Here is a 20,823-nt window from a genome sequence, read left to right as displayed (position 1 = left end):
TGCATGTCACTTTCGACCTTACAGGAGAAGTTCCAGCGTCAATCGCGTCACAGATCGACTCCAGGCGCACTAGTACAGCGTGGGCCTTGCCTTGCCAAGCCACATCCATTTCTGGCTCCAGTCACGCGGAGGTCCGCGCCAGCCACAGGTCGTACAAGTCGTTCCGAACAATCTTGCCCCCGAACCTGTACTGAATAAGGTCAGCTATGCAAGCGAGGAAGCCGGCACGGATCGGCTCATCAAAGGCCAGAATGTTCGAGAAGGTACCAAGCAGGTCGCAGTACTGAGCAACGTTGTACTCTCGGTCGCAGCGATAACGCCGATGCGTGATCTCGGCGAAGAGCTGTGAGCTTGCAAGGTCATCTCGCTCATCTAACAGGCTCTCGAGTGTTGGGGGCTGGAATGCGGGATCGTGACCGGGATCCCAGCGCTCGTAACATGACTGGCTTTCCGCAGAGAATGGATCGTCGCCGAGACGAACCCCCCAATGCGTTTCGATGACCGCCAAAGTGCCGCCCGGCCGCAAGGCGTCCGCGCACTTGTGTATCCGGGTGGCGGGATCGAGCCAGTGAAAAGCGGTCGCGGCTACGACCAGGTCGAATGGCGTGTCCGGAAGGATCCACTGATCGAAATCGGCAACTACGACCTCAGCATGTCCGAAACGTGAAAGCTTCTGGCGGGCGATAGCAGCGAGGTTCGAACCAAGCTCCACGGCCACCAGAGCAGCCCCAAGCTCCCCCAACGGCGCTGTGAGTTGACCTGTGCCACAACCAATCTCCAGCACCCGATGTCCCTCACGAAGTGCCGTGAAGTCCACGAGGTCGTGGATCAAACCCTGCGGGTAGCCTGGTCGCGCGCCGTCATACAGCTGCGCGACCTGGTCAAACGATTCTCTTCGACGAACGCCGCGGCTGGTGGTCATCAGATCGCTCGCTCTCGTTTCGCTCAGCTGAAGGCGCGTTAGTGGTCTAACGCATAGCGCTTCTGACATCCGGCGAACGCTGATCGATTTTACGCTTTGCGCCGGCTTTCTGCGACGGACTCCGTGCGCTCGCGGCCGAGGCACGGGCCGGCGCGGCAAAAGACGCCTTCGGGCGCCATCACAACGTGCCGCGCGCCACTGGCAGTTTGATGCGCGGTGGGGCTGCCCAAGTGAGCCGTTGAAACTTACACTGCCCATTGCACGAAGCAATGGCGATGCATGACGTCAGATAAAACGGCGCGCCATGTCTCGATTCAACCGCACGAAGCCAAGCAACATGCCGCTACGCGCACTTCTCACGGTGACGGCGCTCCTCGCCGCAGTGCTTCCGGTATGGGCTGATGAAATGCGGGCCGTCAAAGATCTTGCTGTTCCCGAGTCGGCGCTCGTCGGCACCAACGGTCGGCTCTATGTTTCCGAGATCGGGGAGTTCGGAAAGGACGGCGACGGCCAAGTCCGTGTTGTCAGCAAGTCGGGCAACGCCGAGCCGTTTGCGAAGGGACTGGACGATCCGAAGGGATTGGCTGTTGTCAAGAACGTCATCTATGCCGCCGATAAGAATCGAATCTGGAGAATAGACAAGCAGGGCAAGGCCTTGGTATTTGTCAAGGCAGAGGACTTCCCTCAGCCACCGCTGTTTCTCAATGACCTCGTCGCCGACGGCAGCGGCAACCTCTACGTCTCGGACAGCGGCGACATCGAAAAAGGCGGCAAGGGCGCCATCTTCAAGATCACGCCGGCCCGCAAGGTGTCGTTGGTCATTTCAGAAGCGCAGAACGCCGGCATCAAGAGCGAATGGCCTTCTTTTCGAGCGCCCCGGAACATTGCTCGTGGTCGACATCGCCAGCGGTGAGCTGCTGAGGGTGAACCTGGCGAAAGGCGCCGTCGAAAAGGTCGCTGACGGGTTTGGTGGAGGCGACGGTCTGGCACGCGCCGCAGCGGGCGTGCTGTATCTCCGACTGGAAGAATGGACGCGCCTTCAAACTAGATCTGAAGAAGCAGGGTGCCAAGTCCGAAGCCTATGCCCCTTAAATTCCGGCGAGTTGCCAGCAGCCAGCCAAGCTTGAGGCGATTCGAAACATCCCGGGCGCAGCGCCAGCGTCCCGGCACCTTGTGCAGACTCTCGATGGGAGCTGCCCAGGAAGCAGCGTCGCCCCCACTTTGGCGCGCTCTCGTTTTACTCAAGCCAACAGGCTACTCGAAACCGGGTGCGGTTCACGCCCCTACATCTGCCTGAAAAGATGGTGATGCTGTTCGCTTACCGATAAGGTCTCGGGGCGTTGCTTGAGTCGAACAGAAAGACCCCCGCTGCCGTCACGAAACACACTGTCGATGGCGTGCACATTGACTAGAACCGCGCGATGGATCTGCCAGAACGTGTCCGGATCGAGTTCATCGGCGAGTTCCTTGATGCTCTTTCGGATTAGCGATTCGGCGTCCTTGGTGACGACGAGGGTGTATTTGCTGTCGGCCTTGAAGTAGCAGATCTCGTCCACCGTGATCAAGCGGACCGTAGCGCCGCGTGATACGCGGACCCATTGCAGATGTCCACCTTGAACAGGCGTCGGCGTCGCGACGACGCGCGACAGGTCGGGTGCACGCTGCAGGATGCGCACCTTAAGGCGACCTACGGTCGTCACCAGCCGAGAATAGGACAGCGGCTTCATCACATAGTCGATTGCGCCGGCTTCGAATGCGCCGAGTGCGTGCTGGTCGTAGGCTGTGATGAACACCACGTGACACCTTCCGGCGATCTGCCGCGCGACGTCGAGGCCGGAGAGGAGCGGCATCTCGATGTCTAGGAAGGCGACGTCCGGACGTTGCTTCTCGATCGCATGCAACGCCGCTACGCCGTCGCCGACCCGTGCCACCAAGCGCAACTCCGGCCACAGCACAGCGAGGTGCTCCGCCAATTCCTCGGCGAGAAGGGGCTCGTCCTCGGCGATCAGGCCCGTGGGTGATGCGCTCAAGGCGGGTTCATCCGTGCTCATAAGGCACCTCCAACTCCACCGTGCAGTGTGGTCCGTCACCGCATTGCAGGCGCATATCGGCCCGATTCCCATATAGCTCGACTAGAGCAGCGCGCATGCTCTCGAGTTCTTGCTGGTTCAGGCGGGCGGTAAAAAGCACCCGCACGCAGGTTGCGTCTTCTCTGCGTTTCACAGCGGCCAATTCGATGCTTACCTCAGGGCCGCTGCTTTCAAGAATGTGCGTTATTAGCGGCAAGAGCAGGGCCGGCGAAATATTTGTATCTTTCAAAGCGTCCGGTAGGCCGACCCGAAGCGAAATCTGTCGACCGAGCCCTATTCGCAGCAGCTGTGCATAGGCTTCGATTAAGTCGAATTCCACTTCCAGCGAAGAGCGCTCACTTCGAAGTCGACGAAGCGCAGCCCGCAGGAAGGCTGTCAGGTCGTCGAGCAGACGCTCAGCGCGCGCCGCATCGCACTCGTAGAACCGCTTCACGGTAGCGAGCATGTCGAAGACGAGTTGCGGATCGATCCGGGTCTGGATCGACAATAGCCGAGTCTGTACCAGGCGCTGGCGGGCAACGCGGCTCATTTCCTGCGCCGTTGTGAGATTCTCAATTTCGCGATCGCGCGCACGCCACCGATTCGCAATCACGACGGCCAGCATACCGACAACGATGTCGCTCCAGAAGTACCTGAGCCAATTCTCCAAAGAGGAGAATGAGCCGATTCGAGTCGCCGCCGGAGCGTGCGCCGCCGGGGGGTGAGGCCAAGTGAACGACGACAGAATGGCCGAAGCGAAACCGCACCCGAGCACCAGCGCCAAGGTGCAGGCGAGCCAGACTCCCGCCTTGTAGCGCTGAATTTCGACCATCGAGGTGCTGGCACGCATGCTGTTTGTCTTGTTCATCCCAAACACCATCATGTGAGCGCGCGAATTCCTTGGAATGATGATGCGAGCGCACACGCCGCAGCCATCAGCTTGCTCCAGCGTGAGTTGCGCGGAATCCCCAAAACGCGCCTGCAATTGGCGGCGGATATTAACGAGGCCAAGCCCACTGCCGCTGGTTCCGGTGCAAAAACCAACCCCGTCGTCAATGACCGTCACCTCGAGCTGCTGCTCATTACGGGTCGCACCGACATGGATCATCCCGCCCGAGTCGGCCGGCGAGAGTCCATGCTTGACCGCGTTTTCGACCAGCGTCACAAGTGCCGTCGTCGGGAAGGCAACGTTACGAAGTGGCGGCGGCAGATCCAGCGCATATTGCAGCCGCGGTCCCATCCGCATCTTAAAGAGCTTCAGATACGACCGCACAAGTTCGAACTCCTCGCCCAGCGTTGAAACCGGGCGACGCAGTTGTGGCAACGCTGCGCGCAGGTAGACCAAGAGATCGGCAATTGCTTCAGCGCCAGCTGCAGGCTGCTTGCGATAAAGCCGCCGCACATTGGCCAAGGTGTTGAACAAGAAATGGGGCTCGATCTGCGCTTGCAGTAGTTGCAGTTGGGCCTGCTCAGCCTGACGCTCAAGTTCGACCCCCGCCGCTTGGGCCGCCATGGCGTCGGCGCTCACCCGCTGCATGCGCCGGTGCATCGTGCGCGCACCGAGTAGGAGTGCGCCAAGCAAGCTGAACTTCATGCCTTCGCCAATCACGGACATCAGCGACGCCGGGACCCAATTTCCCGAAAAGCCCCATGCAAACACCCACTCTAGCACCTGAGCGGGCAACACGAGGGCGACAGCCAGCCCGGCGATGCGAAGCGCCGGGTGCCCAAGCGAAGCATGGTCGACCATTGCGACCCCGACGATCAATGCGCTGCCGATCGCCGCGGACTCAGCAAAAAAGAGACCCCAGGCAAGTGCAACATTCGCTAGACCCCACAGTTCGAAGAGGTGTGGCTGGAACAGCACCTTCATTGAAATTAGCACGGCCAGTCCCGCACCGACCCCTAGGGCGCCCACGCTCAGATCGCCACGCACGCGGCGCCAGTAGCTGGGGGAAGTTGGCAACAATCTAAGCCGCTGCATCGCATCACAAGGGTGTCAACCCCGAATGATCAAGCCGACCCATCCTAATCGCGCATTGAATGCGACGAAAGCGGCAATTCGAGGCACCAGCGCGGCCTGCGGCCGACAAGCGTTCGAAACTTGGTTCGCTCTATCCGCGCCGGACGAAACGCCGATTTTCGCCTTGGCGAAGTGATGTACCGAGCCCATCGCATCGCGCTGGCCTTGGCCACGCCTCGAACTTAACCTGCGCTGCACATCACTGCAAATCACACCGGTAGGTGCAGTGATTGACCCCCTGAGTAGCTCTTCGGCTTGACTGGGTGAACAGAGCCTCAAGACCGGTCACAACATCCCAAAGCCATGGAAAGGAGTTAGACATGAAGACCTCGAGGATCATCGCCTTCGCTTTCTCGATTCTCCATTGACGCCCACCAAAGGAGCTCAGTATGACAAACGAAATCGATCTCGCCGAAAGCTTTCGGCCATGGAAATTCGGAACCCTCAATGAACGCACAGGGGTCTTGTCAAAGTCAAATTTTGGAGAACTTCCGAAGCGGAATTACCCCATGAAGAACGACAGTACAAAGGAACATTCTCAGTTCGAGCGTCAGGACTTTGGCATCAATCTGGGGTGGACAGATGATGCAACGATCGTCACAGCCGACAATGTGGCAAAGTCTTGCCCCCGCACAAAAGCCCAAAGGCTGGCTCAGGTCGCTGCGCTCTTCGCCTCGGCCTCCATCGCTGCGTGTGGTGGCGGCGGCGGCGGCATCCCTGCGGACCTCACCGCAGCGGCCGTCGGGCCCGGATTGTCAGCCCCGAGCGAGGATGCCTCCGTGCCGACTGTCTCTGCGACGACTGGCATAGCCGGCACGACGACGAACCTGATCGCCGCCCCGGGCCCGATCGAACTCGAACAATTCGCTGCCACGTATCCGCAAGCCGCGGGCGGTGATTCGAGTGGCGACGGCGGCGCAGCGGGTGCGGCGGGCGACGGCTCGCCGCTGGGCAACGTGACGGTGTCGATGACCGATTCAAAGGGCCACTCTGTTAGCGGAAAAACCGACAGCACCGGCAGGTTCCTGCTCAAGTACAACACCACCGTCTTTGTGCCGCCGTTGGTCCTGCGAACCAAGGACGCTGGCGGCTATGTGCTGTCGAGTGCGACCGAGCAAGGTGCCGAGAGCGGCAAGGCGATTTGGGTCAACATCAACCCAATGACCGACAAGATCATCTCGGACGTAATTGGCGGTCGCACTGATCTGCCCTTCAACGGATCGAGCATCGACCCCATCAAGCTTGCCCAGGCCAAGTCCGATCTCGTCACGTCGATAGCGGATGCGCTCGGCAAGGCCGGCATCGCCGACACTAGTAAGTTCGATCCGGTGAAGTCGGTTTACGAATATGATGGGACGGGCGTGGACGCGGTGATCGAATCTGTCAGCCACACGCGTGCCCCACAGACTGGCGAGACGCAGCTTCGCGCTAAGCTGATTCCGCTTCCAGCCACCCGGGCGAGCGGCGACCCCTCTGGGGGAGGCGCCATAGCACCTACCTTCATAACGAGGGCTGCCCCGCTGTCGACCGCTGAAGTCGCCGTCCCAGATGGTGAGCGCGGCAGCGACTCGCTGACGTTCGCAAAGATTGATGCGTGGATGACTGAGATGAATCGCTGCTTTGCGTTGCCTTCCGCAGCGCGTGGCGCCGATGCGGACTGTGTCGATGCTGATGGCACGCGCTTGGTGGCAAAGACATTCCGGGACAACGGCAAGGACTTGCCTGAGGCCTACCGAACGCTGTACAGCGAATCGGATCTTTCTGCGGTGCAGGGAAGCACCTTGAGCAATCCGGTTGTCCTCGCACATATCCCGCAGGACGACGAGTTGGGCTTTGTAATTGAACCCGAAAGCACCGTGGTCCAATTCACAGTGACACAGCCCCGTACAGGCAAGCTCGCCGGCGGCCGAGCCACGCCCATTCAGTACACGGCAATCATGACCTTCTTGCGCACCAACATCAGATCCAAAGCCGGCAACTGGGTTCTGGGTGGCAATCAGAGGCGCTTCGACATCTCGATACGGCCGGCCTACGTTTTTGAGCAGCAGATGGATCCGGCGTTTACTTCCAAGCCGGGCAAAAAGTTGTCAACCATGCTGGAAATCAAAATTTCACCGTTGGTGTTTAACGTTAACACTCGCACCTGGGCGCTCCCACTAAATGATGATGCTCTGAAGATGGCGAACGTTCGCGGCCCGGGCCTACCACCCGGCGGTTTATGGTTCTCCACATCCACGACCGCAGGCGCGCGGTACCTCACACCTTCCCTGAAAAGCAGCATTTTTGACGGTCGCCGTCCTGTGCCCGTTGTCAATTCCAACTATGCCCCAACTTTCGCCTTGAGTTCAGTGCCTCCTGGCGTTTGGAACGGGTCAGATCCCACCAACGCCGATACGCCGCAGATGGACTTTTCGAAGATGCAGGCCTTTGCCAGATACACGATCACCTTGTACGGTTCTAACACTGCCAATGCGCCCCTCACGGTGGAGGCAATCCGAATCGCCGCGCCCACAATGCCTCCCGACTACTGGGGCAGGGTAGAGCGAAACTCCCTCGATCCCTCCAGTGCGTTGGTGACGGCACCTTCCCCTGGCGGCTGCAGTTTTACCTTGAACTGGTTGAACACCGTCGGCGCCGCCCCCGTGGACACTGCGTTCATATATGGGTCGAACCCGAGCTCGGATCCACCGCAAAGCATCATCAATATGGACGTAGCCACCGATACGCGCCCGACCAGTGCCACGGTGGGCACGTCATGCACAGACAGCGGGGCAGTGACCGTACCGGATTTGGCTGTCTCGACCGTCCGACAGATCGGCATCGGTGCGACGCAGGCAGGCTTTGGCGTCTATAGCTACAAGTCTTGGCATTGAGCTTGCCATGAAGCGCCTGGTCATTGGACTGTGGTTGACCGGCGGCATGCTTGCCGTCGGCACACTTTCCCCGCAGGATGCATCCGCTGCCGGCGCCGAACGCGTGGCGCTGGTGATTGGCAACTCCTCCTATCGGACGGCGGAATTGGACAACCCGAAGAACGACGCACGGGACGTCGCCGAGCTACTAAAGCAGGCAGGCTTCCAGGTAGAGCTTGGGATCAACACCACCCGCACCCAGCTTCTGGAACTACTGCAGGATTTTGGAGAGACGATCAAGAACAAGCGCACCAAGTTCGCAGTGTTTTACTACGCCGGCCACGGCGCTCAGCAGTCGTGGCGCAACTTCCTCATTCCAGTCGATGCAAACGTTCAATCGGGCGACGACGTGGCCGACATGGCGGTCGACCTGTCTGAACTCACGACTGAGATGGCACGCACGCGGGATCGCAATTTCCTCATGATCCTTGACGCATGCCGAAACGATCCCTTCGGCTCAGCCTATCGTCCTGTGGCCAAGGGCCTGAGCCAGTACGACGCGCCAGCCGGTAGCCTGCTCGCCTATGCCACCGGCCCTGGGCGCGTAGCCAGCGACGGAAGTGGCCGCAATGGCCTTTACACGCAGTACCTTCTGAGCGAGTTGTCAGTCAAGGGGACGCGTGTAGAGGACGCGTTCAAACGGGTGCGACTGGGCGTGCGGTTGGCTTCGCGCGGCCGCCAGATCCCATGGGAGAGCACGTCGCTTGAAGAGGACATCTACATCTTCCCGCAGCCGCGTCGCGCGGAGTTGTCGAACGCTCAACTGGAGGAATTGCTCGACCGAGAGATCGCCGCCTGGCACACCGCGAAGAGTGCCAATAGCGTCGATGCTTTGGCGGCGTTCCTGCGAGCGTATCCGAGTGGCAACGTGAGCGAACTGGCGCTGTCTCGACTAAATACCATGCTGCGCGAACAGGCGCCACGACCCCGCCTTGCTCAGTTGCATGTGCCTGAGTTGGCCAGCACCGCCCCGTCCGCACAAACGATGGTGTTGGCCTCGGCACCCGGGGCGATGTCCGTCTTGCGCGCCGGCGACGCGCAGGAGCAGACGCAAACAACGACGACTTCGCAACAATTTCCTGCCTCCATTGCTGTGCCATCACCGATGGCAGCGCCGCTACCACCAACGCTGGCCCCCGCTGTTCTTGCGGACGTGACAGCGCCGACGTCCCCGGCCCCGATAGCGTCGCCCCAGGCAGCTGCAGCTGCGTTGGCTGTCAGTCCCGAGCCGTCAACGAAACAAACCCCGATTGATCTTTCATCATCAAGCGAGATCGTTGTGGCGGCGGCGCCGCCTGTCACTCCTACCCCCAAGGCAATCGCGCCCCCGATTTCAGCGCACAAAACTGTAGCGCCAAAGACTGCAGCGCCAGTCGCATCCGCGGCAGTGGTCACCGCTGCCGTCGATGCCTATGCATCGCAGGATCTCACGGTCCCCGCCACGCCCATGTACCACGGCTCGTACGAATACATCCGGCACTTCCAGGTCGGCGATGTGTTCAAGTACCAGGTCATCAATCGCTTCAACAGCGTGGCAACACCTCTTGAGATGCGAGTGACAGCGATCGATCCGCAGAAGGACGAGGTCACGTACAACGGCGGCGCCTTTGTGTCCGACGGCATGGGCAACGTGGTGAAGAACCTGCGAGGAGCGATGGAAAGTCCCCGCCAGTTCTATCCGGCCGAGCTGTATGTCGGAAAGAGGTGGACGACCATGTTTCGCCAGTCACGCGAAGGCGGCCGCTCCTACACCTTCAAGTACCAGCTGAAGGTAGTGGGAAAAGAGACCGTGACCGTTCCCGCCGGTCAGTTCGATACCTACAAGATCGAAGCGCGTGGCTTCAACATGCAGCGGGGCGCTGCGCTGGAGCGCGACATCTGGATAGCCCCGGGCGTGGACGCCGACATTGCCCACGAGACCAAGGTTCGCCTTGCGAACGGAGGGATCGAGCAATACGACCGGCAGGAACTGATCGAGTTTCCAAAAAGGTAAGACGTATGGCTCTGGTGCAAAGTTTGGCTTGCGGTAGGCTACCGGACTTTTGAACTGAAGGCAGATCGATGGCCCAGAGGCTGCAGAGCATGGACGAACTGTTCAAAGAGGTCGGCACTTCGAGCGCGAAATCATCGTGCTGTGCGTTCGCTGGTACCTGCGCTTCAAATTGAGCTTGCGTGACCTGGTGGAGATGATGGCCGAGCGCGGCCTGGACCTGGCTCACACGACGATCATGCGCTGGGTGCAACGATTCGTGCCGGAGTTCGAGAAGCGCTGGAATCGATTCGCACGCGCGGCCGGTCGATCCTGGCGCGTCGACGAGACCTATGTGAAGTGTTGGCGCCGACCGAAAACTGAGCCACTGGAGGTGCGGCAGAAATTTTGGACTACCTTTGGAGGTAGTTCATGTAGTCATACGACGATCGCATCCGAGCAGTCGAGCTCTTCATCAAGCTGGGCAAGCGCGCCGCGGCGACCATTTGTCAATTGGGCTATCCGACAAAGAACTCCCTCAAGAGCTGGCATCTGGAGTACGAGCGATGTCTCGATTTGCCAGCGTCCTATGTGCGCACCAAGTCGAAGTATTCGCACGAGCAGAAGAAGCTCGCCGTTGCAAGGCTTGCGTGAACTCGGATATGTCGAAGGAAGGAACATCCACGTTGAGCGGCGCTACGCGGACAGTCAGCCTGATCGGCTTGCGGCGCAGGCCGCCGAGCTCGTGCAGCTAAAGGTCGACGTCATTCTTGCCGGAGGCCCGGGGCCGCGTGAGGCTGCGAGCAAGGCGACCAGCTCCATTCCTATCGTGACGATTTCCGGCAGCGACCCGGTCCGGGACGGCTGGGCCGAAAGCCTCGCGCACCCCGGAGGCAACATCACTGGAATGACCGTCACCTTTCCTGAACTTGATTTGAAGCGGCTCGAAATATTGAAGGAGGCAGTTCCCCAATACGCGCCGCGTGGCGGTGTTCACGGAGTTCTACCCGGACAACGCGGACAAAAAGTTCAAGGAGGGTATGGAAGCAGCCGCCCAGAGGCTAGGGCTTCAGCTCCAATACCTCGAAGCCCGAGGGCCGGACGACTTCGACGCGGTCTTCAGCCTCGCGCGCCGGGGCCATGCCAAGGCCCTCGCCGTGATCGCTACCAACCTCGCCGTGAGCCACCGCTCGCGGCTCGCAGCGCTCGCCGCGGCAGATGGGCTGCCGTCGATTAGCGAGTTCCCGCTGATGGCACAGGCGGGCTTTCTCCTGACGTACGGGGCCGATCTCGATGACCTGGGTCGGCGCTCGATTGCACAAATTGACAAGATTCTCAAGGGAGCACATGCCGGTGATTTACCGATCGAACGGCCGACTAAGTACCCCGTTCCATAAATTCACACACGTATTCGTCAAGCGGCCAACTTCAGTGGTTGGCTCTGCGCCCACCGATCTCGCATTCGAGCGATCAGGGCATTGAGATCGGCTCGAGTGAATTTCCACTCGAAGGGGCGCGCAATGCTCTCGAAGTAGCGCTCGAAGTCCGCCAGCCGCTGAGCGACCGCCTGCAGGCAAGGGAAGTCATTCGGGGTGAGCACCTTGCGCTGCACGATGGAGAAGTAGATCTCGATCTGGTTGAGCCAACTGGCGTGTACGGGGCCATGCACCGGAACCAGTCGGGGGTGGGCATGCGTCAGGCGCTGCACGGACGCATCGCCACGATGTGAGGAACCGTTGTCCATGACCCAGAAAACGCGCCGCGCGGTGTTGTAAGGCGCTTGGCTCATGACCTGATCGACGAGCCGCTCGAAAGGCGCGATGCCGGTGGTCGCTTCACAGCGGCCGAACACCTTGGCGCGATGCACGTCCAACGCTGCCATGTACGCCCACGCGCCACCACGCGCGTACTCGTGCTCCACGCGCATCGACTCGCCGGGCGCGGTCGGCAGGCTCGGATGCTTGCGTAGCCGGGCTTGAATGCTGGTCTTCTCGTCGGTGGAGATGACGAACTCGTCCAGGCGCAGCGCCCGCCCTTGCCAGCGTCGCTCGTACAAGTCCAGGATGCGTCCGGCCTTGACTTGGAAGTGCGGGTCGCGTGGAAAGATCCAGCATCGGTGCTGCCAAGGGCGAATCGCATCCTCGTGCAGCCAACGCCAGACCGTGCTGTCGCTGATACGCGCGACCAAGCCCGAGCGCTGCGCGTGTTGCGCTATGTCGGCCACACTCAGGCGTGACAGCGGCAAGCCCAAGGTCGCCGGCAACTCGCAGGCGAGCGCCTTGATTTCAACCGTGAGCTCTGGGGGGAAAGACCCGAGGGCGTCCCGGGCGGGCTCTCTCTTCGAGGCCCGCCAATCGCTCCCTGAAAAAGCGCTGGCGCCACTGACTGACCACCTCGCGCCGGGTGTCCAGCCGCGCGGCAATCTCATCGTTATCCAGGCCGTTGGCGGCCATCAAGATCATCTTGGCTCGAACCACCTCGAAATACGGCAACGTATATCTGCTCGCACGGCGACTCAACTCGACCGACTCGTCCTCAGACAACTCGATAGCGAACGGACTCTTCCTTGGCATATGCAAACCTCCTCGAAGGGGTGCATAAAGATGCCATATGCGCTCACATTTATCAAATAAATACGTGTCTGTATTTATAAAATTGCCTACTAAGTTTCGGCTGATCGTTAACCTCAAGACCGCAAAAACGCTCGGTCTCACGATCCCACAATCGCTGCTGTTGCGTGCGGATGAAGTAATTGAGTGAACATCCGTCAAACGGTTCGCAATTGGGCGCAGCGTAACGCGAGGCGAATTGACGCAGCGGCCCAACGATAGCGACGCATCGGGCGGTCGTCCCTCGGCAAGTCAGTCGTCCTGGCTTTAGCGAATGGCGGCTTTCAGACGCAGAATTTCGCGCCGTGTACGTCGGCAACGGGCCCATCAGCGCCACTCAACAACCGAATTCGCATCCACAAAGCCGACATTTGGCGACTCGCAAAGTCGGCGAACAAGGCGTTCAAACGCCCCTTCAGTGCTTGGGGCGGCCAGACCCGTCAATCGAGAGCCCGTCCTTGTGGTTGACCGCGGCCAGGCAAGCACCAGTGAAATCGGCCGAGCAGGGCCAACGGTGGGCCTTTGCGCACTTGTCCTCGCGAGTCTTCTCCATCAGGATAGGCAACGCGGGACGCAGCAGGTTGATGCGCCGACAAGGAACAGGATCATCTAGTGGGCAAGAAAAAGGCTCGCGTTGTTACCCGCCTGGCGAGGATCCGGCTCCTGGTCCTGTGTCTCGCCGCGGCGTGCGTCGCGTTTCGTGTATCGGGCGCGAGCGCTCCGGCCAGCATGGAGTCATTCGCCTGCGTATTGCCTGCCGGCCCTTACCACTTGATCCGCAAGCTCGGGCCCCGACTAGACGGGGTGCTGATGCGCGACCTGCCAAGCGGGGTACTGATCGGTACGCAAGACGGGGTGTACCGGTTTGACGCAGCGTCGCGGAGGGTGGTGCCTACCGACGTCGCGGACCCTGTGTTCGCCATGCACGACCTGCCCGGAGGGGGGGTGCTAATCGGTTCTCGGCGCGGGTTGTTCCGGTTCGATGCGGCGTCGCGCGAGGTGGTGCCTGTCGGCAAGGCGGAGACGGGCTATGTGGTGAACATGCGCGACCTGCCCGGAGGGGTGGTGCTAATCGGTGCGGAGCGCGGGTTGTTCCGGTTCGATGCGGCGTCGCGCGAGGTGGTGCCTGCCGGCAAGGCGGACACGGGCGCTGTCTACGACATCCACGATCTGCCCGGAGGCGGGACGCTGATCCATGCAGAGCGCGGGTGGTTCCGATTCGATGCGGCGTCGCGAGAAGCGGTGCCTGCCGGCAAGGCGGAGACGGGCCCTGTGTTTTTCTTGCCCATTCCCGGAGGCAGGATGCTTAATGGCTATGTATCCGCCATACGCGACCTGCCCGGAGGAGGGGCGCTGATTTATGCAGAGCGCGGGTGGTTCCGGTTCGATGCGGCGTCGCGCGAGGTGGTGCCTGTCGGCAAGGCGGACATGGGCAAGGTTTTCATTATGCGCAGCCTGCCTGGAGTCGGTGCTCTGATCGGTGCGGAGCGCGGGTGGTTCCGATTCGATGCGGCGTCGCTCGAGATGATGCCTGCCGGCAAGGCGGAAACGGGCGCTGTGTACGACATCCGCGATCTGCCCGGAGGCGGGATGCTGATCCGAACGGAGCGCGGGTGGTTCCGATTCGATGCTGTGTCGCTCGAGCTGGTGCCTGCCGGCAAGGCGGACACGGGCGTTGTGATGGTCATGCGCGACCTGCCCGGGGGCGGAGTGTTAGTCGGGGCCAAAGGGTTGTTCCGCTTCGACACAGCGTCGCGCGAGCTAGTCAAAGTAGAACCTGCCGGCCAGGCGGACACGGACGTTGTGACGGACATCCGCCTCCTGCCCGGGGGCGGAGTGCTAGTCGGGACTTACGAAGGGTTGTTCCGATTCGACACAGGGTCGCGCGAGCTAGTCAAGGTAGGGCCTGCGGGAAAGGCGGAGACGGGTCTGGTGAGTGGCATGCGCGACCTGCCCGGAGGCGGGGTACTGGTCGGTGCTTCTAAGGGGTTGTTCCGATACGATGCAGTGTCGCGCGAGTTGGTCCCGGCCGGCAAGGCGCAGACGGTGACCGGCATGTACGACCTGCCAGGAGGCGGGATGTTGATCCGCGGGGATGGCGAGTGGTCCCGGTTCGATGCGGTCTCGCTCGAGCTGGTGCCTGCCGGCAGGCTTGCGAACTCGGGCATCGTGGAAAAAATTCACGCCCTGCCCGGGGGCGGGGCGCTGATCATCGCCGGCCCCGGACTCCCTTATGAAATCCCCGCGGTTCCAATTCACAACGCCGGGGTCAAACCTCTCGCGAAGTTCGGCGAGTGGGTTCCGCAAAGCGATCCACGCGAAGTCCGCTTGCGTTTTCGCCACCCCTGTGCACCTGTAGCCGATGAGATCGGCCTGAGTCTGGTCGTGTCCCGACGCGGCGATGGCAACGACGCGACACAATCTGCGCGCATTCGGCGCGCGGATGGGCCGATGTCGGGTCCGGACGTCGTCGAACTCGCGGCCGCTGCGACGTTTGACAAGCCCGGTGAGTGGACGCTCGAACTGCGTCAGGCCGGAATACTGGTCGGCCAACCCGTCAGCTTCACGCTCGCGGGCCCGACAATTTTCGATCGCTTGGTCGCCGCCTGGCAGTGGATCCTCGCCTGTCTTGTCATCGCATACATTGTGCTCTTTGCGGCGCTGATGTGGATCTCGCACCGATCACTGGCGACGCTTCGCATGCTGATGGATCCGGCTTGGGGCGCGAAGCTGTTGACCTGGCCCTTCTTCCTGCTGCGCCATGCACCGGCGGTGCAGCGCTGGGTATTCGAACCGTGGTTCCAGAACGTCCGTCAGTCGATGGCGGACCGGAGGCCCGTATTCCTCGATCCACCGGCAAAGGGGGTTGAAGGCCAGGCGGTGGCCGCCTCGGCTCTGCTCGGCGAACTCTCCTCCGGACGGCGTGTGTGGCTTCAGGGGCGCACCGGCATGGGCAAGAGCACCGTCTTCGCGGCGTGGGAGCGGGCCTACTACGACGATCCAGACCATGCAACGCTGGCGGATGCCGCCCGCAAGCACGGCTTTATCCTGGTCATGCTGCCGGTCCGGCACTACGCGGCGATCGATCCCCCCGACCCGAAAAGTCCGGAGAGCTGGGTGGTGGAAGCCGTCCGTCGGCGATTCGAGCAATTCGGCGTCGTGGTGGAAGACGCCGGCACCCTCAAGGCCATGTTGCGTGCCGGGCACATTGCCCTCGCACTCGACGGTACGAACGAAGCCGATCGCAATGACGCCATTGCCGCGTTCGCGCGCCAGTACGCCCACGTGAAGCTGATCGCGACCTCCCAGTCGGCTGCTGGCGAGGGATGGGCCCTCTGGCGCTTGCCAGCGGACATCGGCGAGCAGCGCGCGGCGCTGCTGCGGTTGTGGCTCGGAGACGAGGCCGGTAGCGTGCTGGAACGGCGTCTCGCGTCGGAACCAAGCGTCGCGATCACTTCAGGCTACGACCTTCGGCTGGTGGCAGACTTGGCCCGCAACGATCCGGCGGGCACGCCGATGCCGGACGGCAGGATAGGGCTCTACCGTGCGGTACTGGACAAGGCCACGCGCGGCGACGGAGAGCCGCTGGACCTGCTACCGCTGCGACGCCTTGCGGCGAAGCTGATTGTTGAAGGGCGGCGCGAGTTCTCGCTCGACGCGGGGCAGGCGCTCGGTGAGGGGGTCGCCGCAACCTTGTCAAGCGACGGTGTGCGCGTGATACGCCGGGTCGGCGGATCCTGGGAGTTCCGCCACGACCAGATGCGCGCCTTCCTCGCGGCGAGCTCGCTCGCCGACGACACGCCGACGCTGACACAACTGGTCGCGCGCATCGATGAGGACAAGATGTTCCGGCTGCGGCGTGACGATCAGGAGGCCCTATGGAGCTTCTTGGCCGATTTGCTCGCAGACCACAACGTGAAGGAACTATGGATCTTTGCGCAGAAGGACCCGGGCGAGCGCGGGCTGTTGCAAGGCGCACTTCAACGCTCGGCGGATCGGAGGAAGATCTTGTTGGTGCGGCCGGCGGAGGTCGATGCGCCAGGCGATACCAGCGGGTGACCTACGCGCGGCCCGGGTCGCTCGGCCACTGCGGTCACCTACCTCCTCGCTGCCTTCGGCGCGAGCACGGCCGGGCGAGATGCCAAGAAGCTGCCCTTGGCGACCGACCGGAACTGGCCGGGTGCTGCCTTGCCGATTGGGTAGCGAACCTCGAGCGATCAGATGTTGAACGAACAGGGTCCGGTAGGGCTCACTGGAGCTAATAGGATACCCCATATGAAAACACAGTCAACGAAAAGGAAGACGAGATGGGACACGCACTTACGCTCGGCAGGCCCAGTGTTTTTATGTAGCAGCGGCCTGCATTACGCGGCAGCGGCTGTCTCGCCATAACACGTTAGGCGCCTCAACTTCGATCGCATCGTGGCTGATCCAAGTCCAATGTTGTTGCGCGATCGCATGAATCGTCTCAATCTGACGATCACAGTGACGTCGAGGCTAGTGACAGCTCTATTTGCTTACAGCGTCATTGCAACAGCGCTATCCTTCTTTGTCCCGACTTACGTTGTGCAGCTTGGCTCGATCTTGATTGCCTTGCCTGCTGCCGGCGTAGCAACTCTTCTGTGGCGAAGAGCAAACAACAGGTTGCGCACGCTTTCCAAGTCGTTGTCTGAGACAAGCACAAAACAACTTGACGAGTTGATTAAACTTGCTCCGGCATTTTCACTCTACCTTCGCCCACTCTTTGTGACGGGTCAAATACTGACCGACGCGACTGTTCTCTGGAAACTCATATCGATAATGACAGGTGGGTACCTTCGAAATCTAGACTTGATGCTGAGAGATTTAGAAGTCGGAATTACTAGGATCAACCTGCCGAATCGGCTATTGTTGTCTGTGGCAGGCGACCTAGCTCCACTTGGTGCCGCAAGGATCAAACTCCAAGACGAGAGTAATTGGCGCGAAGCCATTCGGGTTCTGGTCGAGCGAGCGGAGTTAATATATGTAACCCCACTCGACCAACCCGGGGTTCGTTGGGAATTGGAACACATAGTTAATTCCAGGCTACTCCAACGCACTCTCTTCATAATGCCGGGCTTCGGGTATGTAACCAGAGTTTCTCCCACCATCTCGGAGGATCCCACGTTGGCCGACATCGCTGCCGTTGAAACCTTTGGGCACATGGGGTTGCGACTGATTTCGCTTGCTGCAGACAGAGGTTTGCGTCTTGCGCAGTTCGAGAGAGTTGATCTGGAAAGCTATTGGGAAAGGTCACGCTCCACATTTTCTGAGCTGGGCCTTCACCTACCGCCGTATCGAAGAACAGGTGCGATCTTCTACTTTGATGAGCGAGATGAAGTCACACTGCTGCCGCTGATGCTCCCGGCAATTCGTACTGCCACAGACCTCGTCAAGCAACGTGAGCAGACAGGTCGTTCCAGGTGCCGGCCTACGGTCGCACCTGAACTTTAACGTTAGGCGTCATTTAACTCTGCCGATCACATGAACGTCTTCTCACTGACACGTCGACAACAAGGCCGGCAAGTGTTCATAAGCTTCAAGTCCGAGCAGCGCAATCTAGCGGCGCAGCTCAGAAAGGTGCTACTCGAGTTTGACTACAGCGTTTGGTGGCAGGAAGACATTCAGTGCGGCAAGGAGTGGCACGGCGACATTGATGCTGCGATTCTCGCCGCTGGTTGCATAGTAGTAATCTGGTCGGAAGCTGCTATGCAATCCCCGTGGGTCCAACACGAGGCATCCCAAGCCATTGCGCGGGGCGTATACGCACCAGTGAAAATTGACGGAGTCGATATTGCCACTCCGTTCAATAGAAACCAAGCGACAGATCTATCTGGCTGGAAGGGCGAGCGCGACGATCCGGTCGTGTACAGCTTACTGAGGCGAATCGAGGAACTGATTCCAACTCATTTTACTCTCGGGCAAAGAATTGCGGCATTCCTCCGGGAGCAAGCGCTCCCGTTGTTCGGTGTCTTGGCCGCGCTGAGCACCCTGGCCGTTCTGGCAAAGACCTATTTCAGCCTCGACACGATTGCGAATGAGCAACGCACAGTTTCGATAGCCGTGCAGCAGTCGTTTATGCCGATCAACTTCCTTGAGGTACGGCTGACTCTGAAGATCGACGAGCGGGTGGATGGAATCGCCGAGTACCGAAGCAAGCTTGAACGCCAATTGCCTGCGGCCTTGAGTGAACGACATACACTGCCGCACGGGGTTCTTCGCCGCTACGACGGAACCTACGCCGTACTTCCATCTTCCACGCTCTGGCCCACAGATACTCGCGCCGCGCTCCTTGATTCGCTCGCAAGCGTGACTATCGCGGATCTCTTCCTCTGCTGGCGAGAAGCACCCAACGCCAAGATGGGTTCGGACAGCCCCCCGTGCAGCCCTGACAACCGAACTCCAGATCTCAAGTTGCATATAGGCTTAAGCGATACGGCGGATGTGCGCACGTTGTGGCTGGATGAAAACCGCTTGCTTTGGAATCCCTCTGAATCCCGGATACTACTGCTAGTAGTACGCCGATTTTCCGGCGAAGCGCTGACTGCTAACAATCATCAACTCAACAAGCACGATCTGGAGCATTCCACTCTTTCGCTCAGCTTGCGGCCAGATGGATGGAAAATGAACTCGTTGCGGCTTTTTGGAGGAGATATTTTTAATCATGCTACCCTGTTAAGTGGATCTCCCGATGAGCGGAGCAAGAACGCGATGCGAGAAATGGCCCAAGAATTAACCGATGCGCGGCGAGGGCTTGCGTTTGACGCCCTTCAGTTTGATTATCTTGGGCAAACACTGACTGTTCGTTCAGCCGACGTTCAGCTCTCCACCAATGAGACCGGACTTCAAGTTGTCCGAAGCGCTTTATCGCCATTGTCATCACGCAGATGACGCCTGACCTCTCGATCGAGGCAAGGCCCAACAGCAGGGCACCAAGCCGGCGAGGCGCGCAGTCAGATGTTGCGCCTCGCGAGCCTGGCGCCCTGCCGTCGGTCCCGCCTCACCTCGAACGTTGAGCGGCTGCTTGCGGGCGGCGAAATCGCGGAAGCGAAGGACCGCAACGGGCCCTGACCTCCAATTCGGCGGCCAAGAGAGCAGTCTTTCCAGTCTTTTGACTCTCCGATAGCGAGGTTGCCATGGGATGCAGCCGGGCTACGACTGCAGTTCCTTCGGACCGGTCGTTGACACAGAGGTCTTCTTCGCCTGGAGCGACAAGAATCGGCCGTCGACGCGCCAAGCTGAGGATTCAGTGTTTTGCGATCGCAATTGTCTTGTCGCCTGAAGCTGCTACCAGAACCGCCAAAACGGCCGCTTGCGCGGTGCAGACTCCAGCGCCGCGTTCATCGTCGTTCCATTGCCAAATCGGCGTCGGACTTCGCGCTCGTGAGCATGGGCTGGGCCGCGCGCATCGAGATGGCCACGCAAAGCCAACAGGCGCAACTGGTTGCGCGCGTTCGAGCAGATTGTCGTCACTCAGCCGTCCGGGTTCGGTCATCGTCATGACGAGATTGTGAAGTCATCGGTTTGGGGCATCAATACATTGGACGTGAACACTTTGAAGTTGCCCCGGTGCTCAAATTTTCGCTTTGATCACCGCGCTGCACGTATACGCATCAACTTCTGCCTACGCGAAGTTTGCATCACTTCTTCTGCGCGTTGTCCCGCCCTCGCCTCCTTGACGGCTGAGCCACATCTGCAATTGCATACGCGCGCGTGGCCCGTCGAGGGGCGCTCAGTGTGGTTTGCGCCCATTCGGTCGTCTTCGGTTAGGTTCGATAACCGGGCGTTATCGAACCTAACTTCTCCAAGGGCGACAACCACTTTGGCTCGTCCAACAGCAGCCTACGATCCGTGACTGTCGAGTTCTTTGCGAGAGAGATCAAGCAAGCAACGAATGCGCTTTTGCTTCTTTTGGGCGCTGGCATAGGTCTGCTCAGCGCCCACATCTGAAAACCCCAACGGAGCGAGGTTGCCCTCGGTCGTACCTCACCGGTCACTGGGCCGCAGTCATTGCCTGCGCATGTCCGTGCCGGCCAATCGTGCAATCGTGGCCGACTCATGTCGCAACCATAACAACAAAGTCGCTTCAAGACTGGTTGCGGCTGTTCGAGGTTTCAAAGCGAACGGCGGCAGTGACTGACACCTGACTTAACCGCCTTTTGTGGTGTTCGACAGCTGTACCTCAAAACTTGATAAACATCTAGCCCACGAGGTCGGCCTCCGTTCACGGGGCTATCGTTTGGATTCCAGTTCAACCGATGGTCCACATTGAAGGAGGCCGACATGAAACTGTACGCGGGG

Annotated in this window: 12 protein-coding genes and 3 pseudogenes; 10 read left to right on the top strand and 5 right to left on the bottom strand. The window is 60.3% G+C overall.

The window, feature by feature from the left end; translation table 11 throughout:
- Window positions 1–121: 121 nt before the first annotated feature.
- Window positions 122–922: a class I SAM-dependent methyltransferase gene (locus QTI66_RS00065; RefSeq protein WP_286556601.1), complete on the bottom strand. Its 801-nt coding sequence runs from the start codon at window positions 920–922 to the stop codon at window positions 122–124.
- A 304-nt stretch (window positions 923–1,226) separates the two neighbouring features.
- Between QTI66_RS00065 and QTI66_RS00060 the strand changes: the two genes are divergently transcribed.
- Window positions 1,227–1,835, top strand: coding sequence for an SMP-30/gluconolactonase/LRE family protein (locus tag QTI66_RS00060; protein ID WP_286556600.1), 609 nt, complete (start codon window positions 1,227–1,229; stop codon window positions 1,833–1,835).
- Between the two features lie 370 nt (window positions 1,836–2,205).
- Here the strand turns inward: QTI66_RS00060 and QTI66_RS00055 are convergent, their stop codons facing one another.
- Together QTI66_RS00055 and QTI66_RS00050 are read right to left on the bottom strand one after the other, a co-directional pair.
- The gene (locus QTI66_RS00055; protein WP_286556599.1) at window positions 2,206–2,973 is read right to left on the bottom strand and encodes a LytR/AlgR family response regulator transcription factor; all 768 of its coding nucleotides are present in this window, start codon (window positions 2,971–2,973) and stop codon (window positions 2,206–2,208) included.
- Entirely contained in the window at window positions 2,960–4,864 is a 1,905-nt protein-coding gene (locus QTI66_RS00050; RefSeq protein WP_286556598.1) for a histidine kinase, read from the bottom strand. Before QTI66_RS00050 ends, QTI66_RS00055 begins: the two co-directional genes overlap by 14 nt.
- 539 nt (window positions 4,865–5,403) lie before the next feature.
- Between QTI66_RS00050 and QTI66_RS00045 the strand changes: the two genes are divergently transcribed.
- From QTI66_RS00045 to QTI66_RS00025, 6 genes and pseudogenes are all read left to right on the top strand, one after another.
- Complete coding sequence (locus QTI66_RS00045; RefSeq protein ID WP_286556597.1) at window positions 5,404–7,887, top strand: hypothetical protein; 2,484 nt, start codon at window positions 5,404–5,406, stop codon at window positions 7,885–7,887.
- 7 nt (window positions 7,888–7,894) lie between these two features.
- The gene (locus tag QTI66_RS00040) at window positions 7,895–9,919 is read left to right on the top strand and encodes a caspase family protein (RefSeq protein ID WP_286556595.1); all 2,025 of its coding nucleotides are present in this window, start codon (window positions 7,895–7,897) and stop codon (window positions 9,917–9,919) included.
- A gap of 89 nt (window positions 9,920–10,008) precedes the next feature.
- Window positions 10,009–10,256, top strand: a pseudogene (locus QTI66_RS00035) (IS6 family transposase); the annotation flags it as partial.
- Between the two features lie 92 nt (window positions 10,257–10,348).
- Window positions 10,349–10,534 (top strand): annotated as a pseudogene (locus QTI66_RS00030) (IS3 family transposase); the annotation flags it as partial.
- Window positions 10,485–10,808, top strand: a pseudogene (locus QTI66_RS39525) (ABC transporter substrate binding protein); the annotation flags it as partial. The pseudogenes QTI66_RS00030 and QTI66_RS39525, both read left to right, overlap by 50 nt.
- Before the next feature lie 70 nt (window positions 10,809–10,878).
- The gene (locus QTI66_RS00025; RefSeq protein WP_353506171.1) at window positions 10,879–11,292 is read left to right on the top strand and encodes an ABC transporter substrate binding protein; all 414 of its coding nucleotides are present in this window, start codon (window positions 10,879–10,881) and stop codon (window positions 11,290–11,292) included.
- Window positions 11,293–11,309: 17 nt separating this feature from the next.
- Here the strand turns inward: QTI66_RS00025 and QTI66_RS00020 are convergent, their stop codons facing one another.
- Both QTI66_RS00020 and QTI66_RS39520 read right to left on the bottom strand, forming a co-directional pair.
- On the bottom strand, window positions 11,310–12,179 hold the full coding sequence (locus tag QTI66_RS00020) for an IS630 family transposase (RefSeq protein WP_353506180.1): 870 nt from the start codon (window positions 12,177–12,179) through the stop codon (window positions 11,310–11,312).
- Window position 12,180: 1 nt separating this feature from the next.
- A complete protein-coding gene (locus QTI66_RS39520) occupies window positions 12,181–12,468 on the bottom strand; it encodes a helix-turn-helix domain-containing protein (protein ID WP_353506170.1) in 288 nt (95 codons plus the stop codon).
- A gap of 648 nt (window positions 12,469–13,116) precedes the next feature.
- Here QTI66_RS39520 and QTI66_RS00015 point away from each other — a divergent pair.
- The 3 genes from QTI66_RS00015 to QTI66_RS00005 all read left to right on the top strand — a co-directional run bounded on the left by QTI66_RS00015 (window position 13,117) and on the right by QTI66_RS00005 (window position 19,413).
- The gene (locus QTI66_RS00015; RefSeq protein ID WP_286556592.1) at window positions 13,117–16,563 is read left to right on the top strand and encodes an SMP-30/gluconolactonase/LRE family protein; all 3,447 of its coding nucleotides are present in this window, start codon (window positions 13,117–13,119) and stop codon (window positions 16,561–16,563) included.
- Window positions 16,564–16,962: 399 nt separating this feature from the next.
- Complete coding sequence (locus QTI66_RS00010) at window positions 16,963–17,976, top strand: hypothetical protein (protein ID WP_286556591.1); 1,014 nt, start codon at window positions 16,963–16,965, stop codon at window positions 17,974–17,976.
- A 30-nt stretch (window positions 17,977–18,006) separates the two neighbouring features.
- Window positions 18,007–19,413, top strand: coding sequence for a toll/interleukin-1 receptor domain-containing protein (locus QTI66_RS00005; protein WP_286556590.1), 1,407 nt, complete (start codon window positions 18,007–18,009; stop codon window positions 19,411–19,413).
- Window positions 19,414–20,823 lie beyond the last annotated feature (1,410 nt).

It is taken from the genome of Variovorax brevis (assembly GCF_030317105.1).
Taxonomy (GTDB): Bacteria; Pseudomonadota; Gammaproteobacteria; order Burkholderiales; family Burkholderiaceae_C; genus Variovorax; species Variovorax brevis.
Note: the sequence above shows the minus strand (reverse complement) of the source record. Positions and strands in the feature narration are given on the sequence as shown.

Excerpts from the sequence above, each read along its gene's own strand:
- QTI66_RS00065 (WP_286556601.1), bottom strand. The coding sequence starts at position 922 with ATGACCACCAGCCGCGGCGTTCGTCGAAGAGAATCGTTTGACCAGGTC.
- QTI66_RS00055 (WP_286556599.1), bottom strand. The coding sequence starts at position 2,973 with ATGAGCACGGATGAACCCGCCTTGAGCGCATCACCCACGGGCCTGATC.
- QTI66_RS00040 (WP_286556595.1), top strand. The coding sequence starts at position 7,895 with ATGAAGCGCCTGGTCATTGGACTGTGGTTGACCGGCGGCATGCTTGCC.
- QTI66_RS39520 (WP_353506170.1), bottom strand. The coding sequence starts at position 12,468 with ATGCCAAGGAAGAGTCCGTTCGCTATCGAGTTGTCTGAGGACGAGTCG.
- QTI66_RS00045 (WP_286556597.1), top strand. The coding sequence starts at position 5,404 with ATGACAAACGAAATCGATCTCGCCGAAAGCTTTCGGCCATGGAAATTC.
- QTI66_RS00050 (WP_286556598.1), bottom strand. The coding sequence starts at position 4,864 with ATGAAGGTGCTGTTCCAGCCACACCTCTTCGAACTGTGGGGTCTAGCG.
- QTI66_RS00060 (WP_286556600.1), top strand. The coding sequence starts at position 1,227 with ATGTCTCGATTCAACCGCACGAAGCCAAGCAACATGCCGCTACGCGCA.
- QTI66_RS00005 (WP_286556590.1), top strand. The coding sequence starts at position 18,007 with ATGAACGTCTTCTCACTGACACGTCGACAACAAGGCCGGCAAGTGTTC.
- QTI66_RS00010 (WP_286556591.1), top strand. The coding sequence starts at position 16,963 with ATGAATCGTCTCAATCTGACGATCACAGTGACGTCGAGGCTAGTGACA.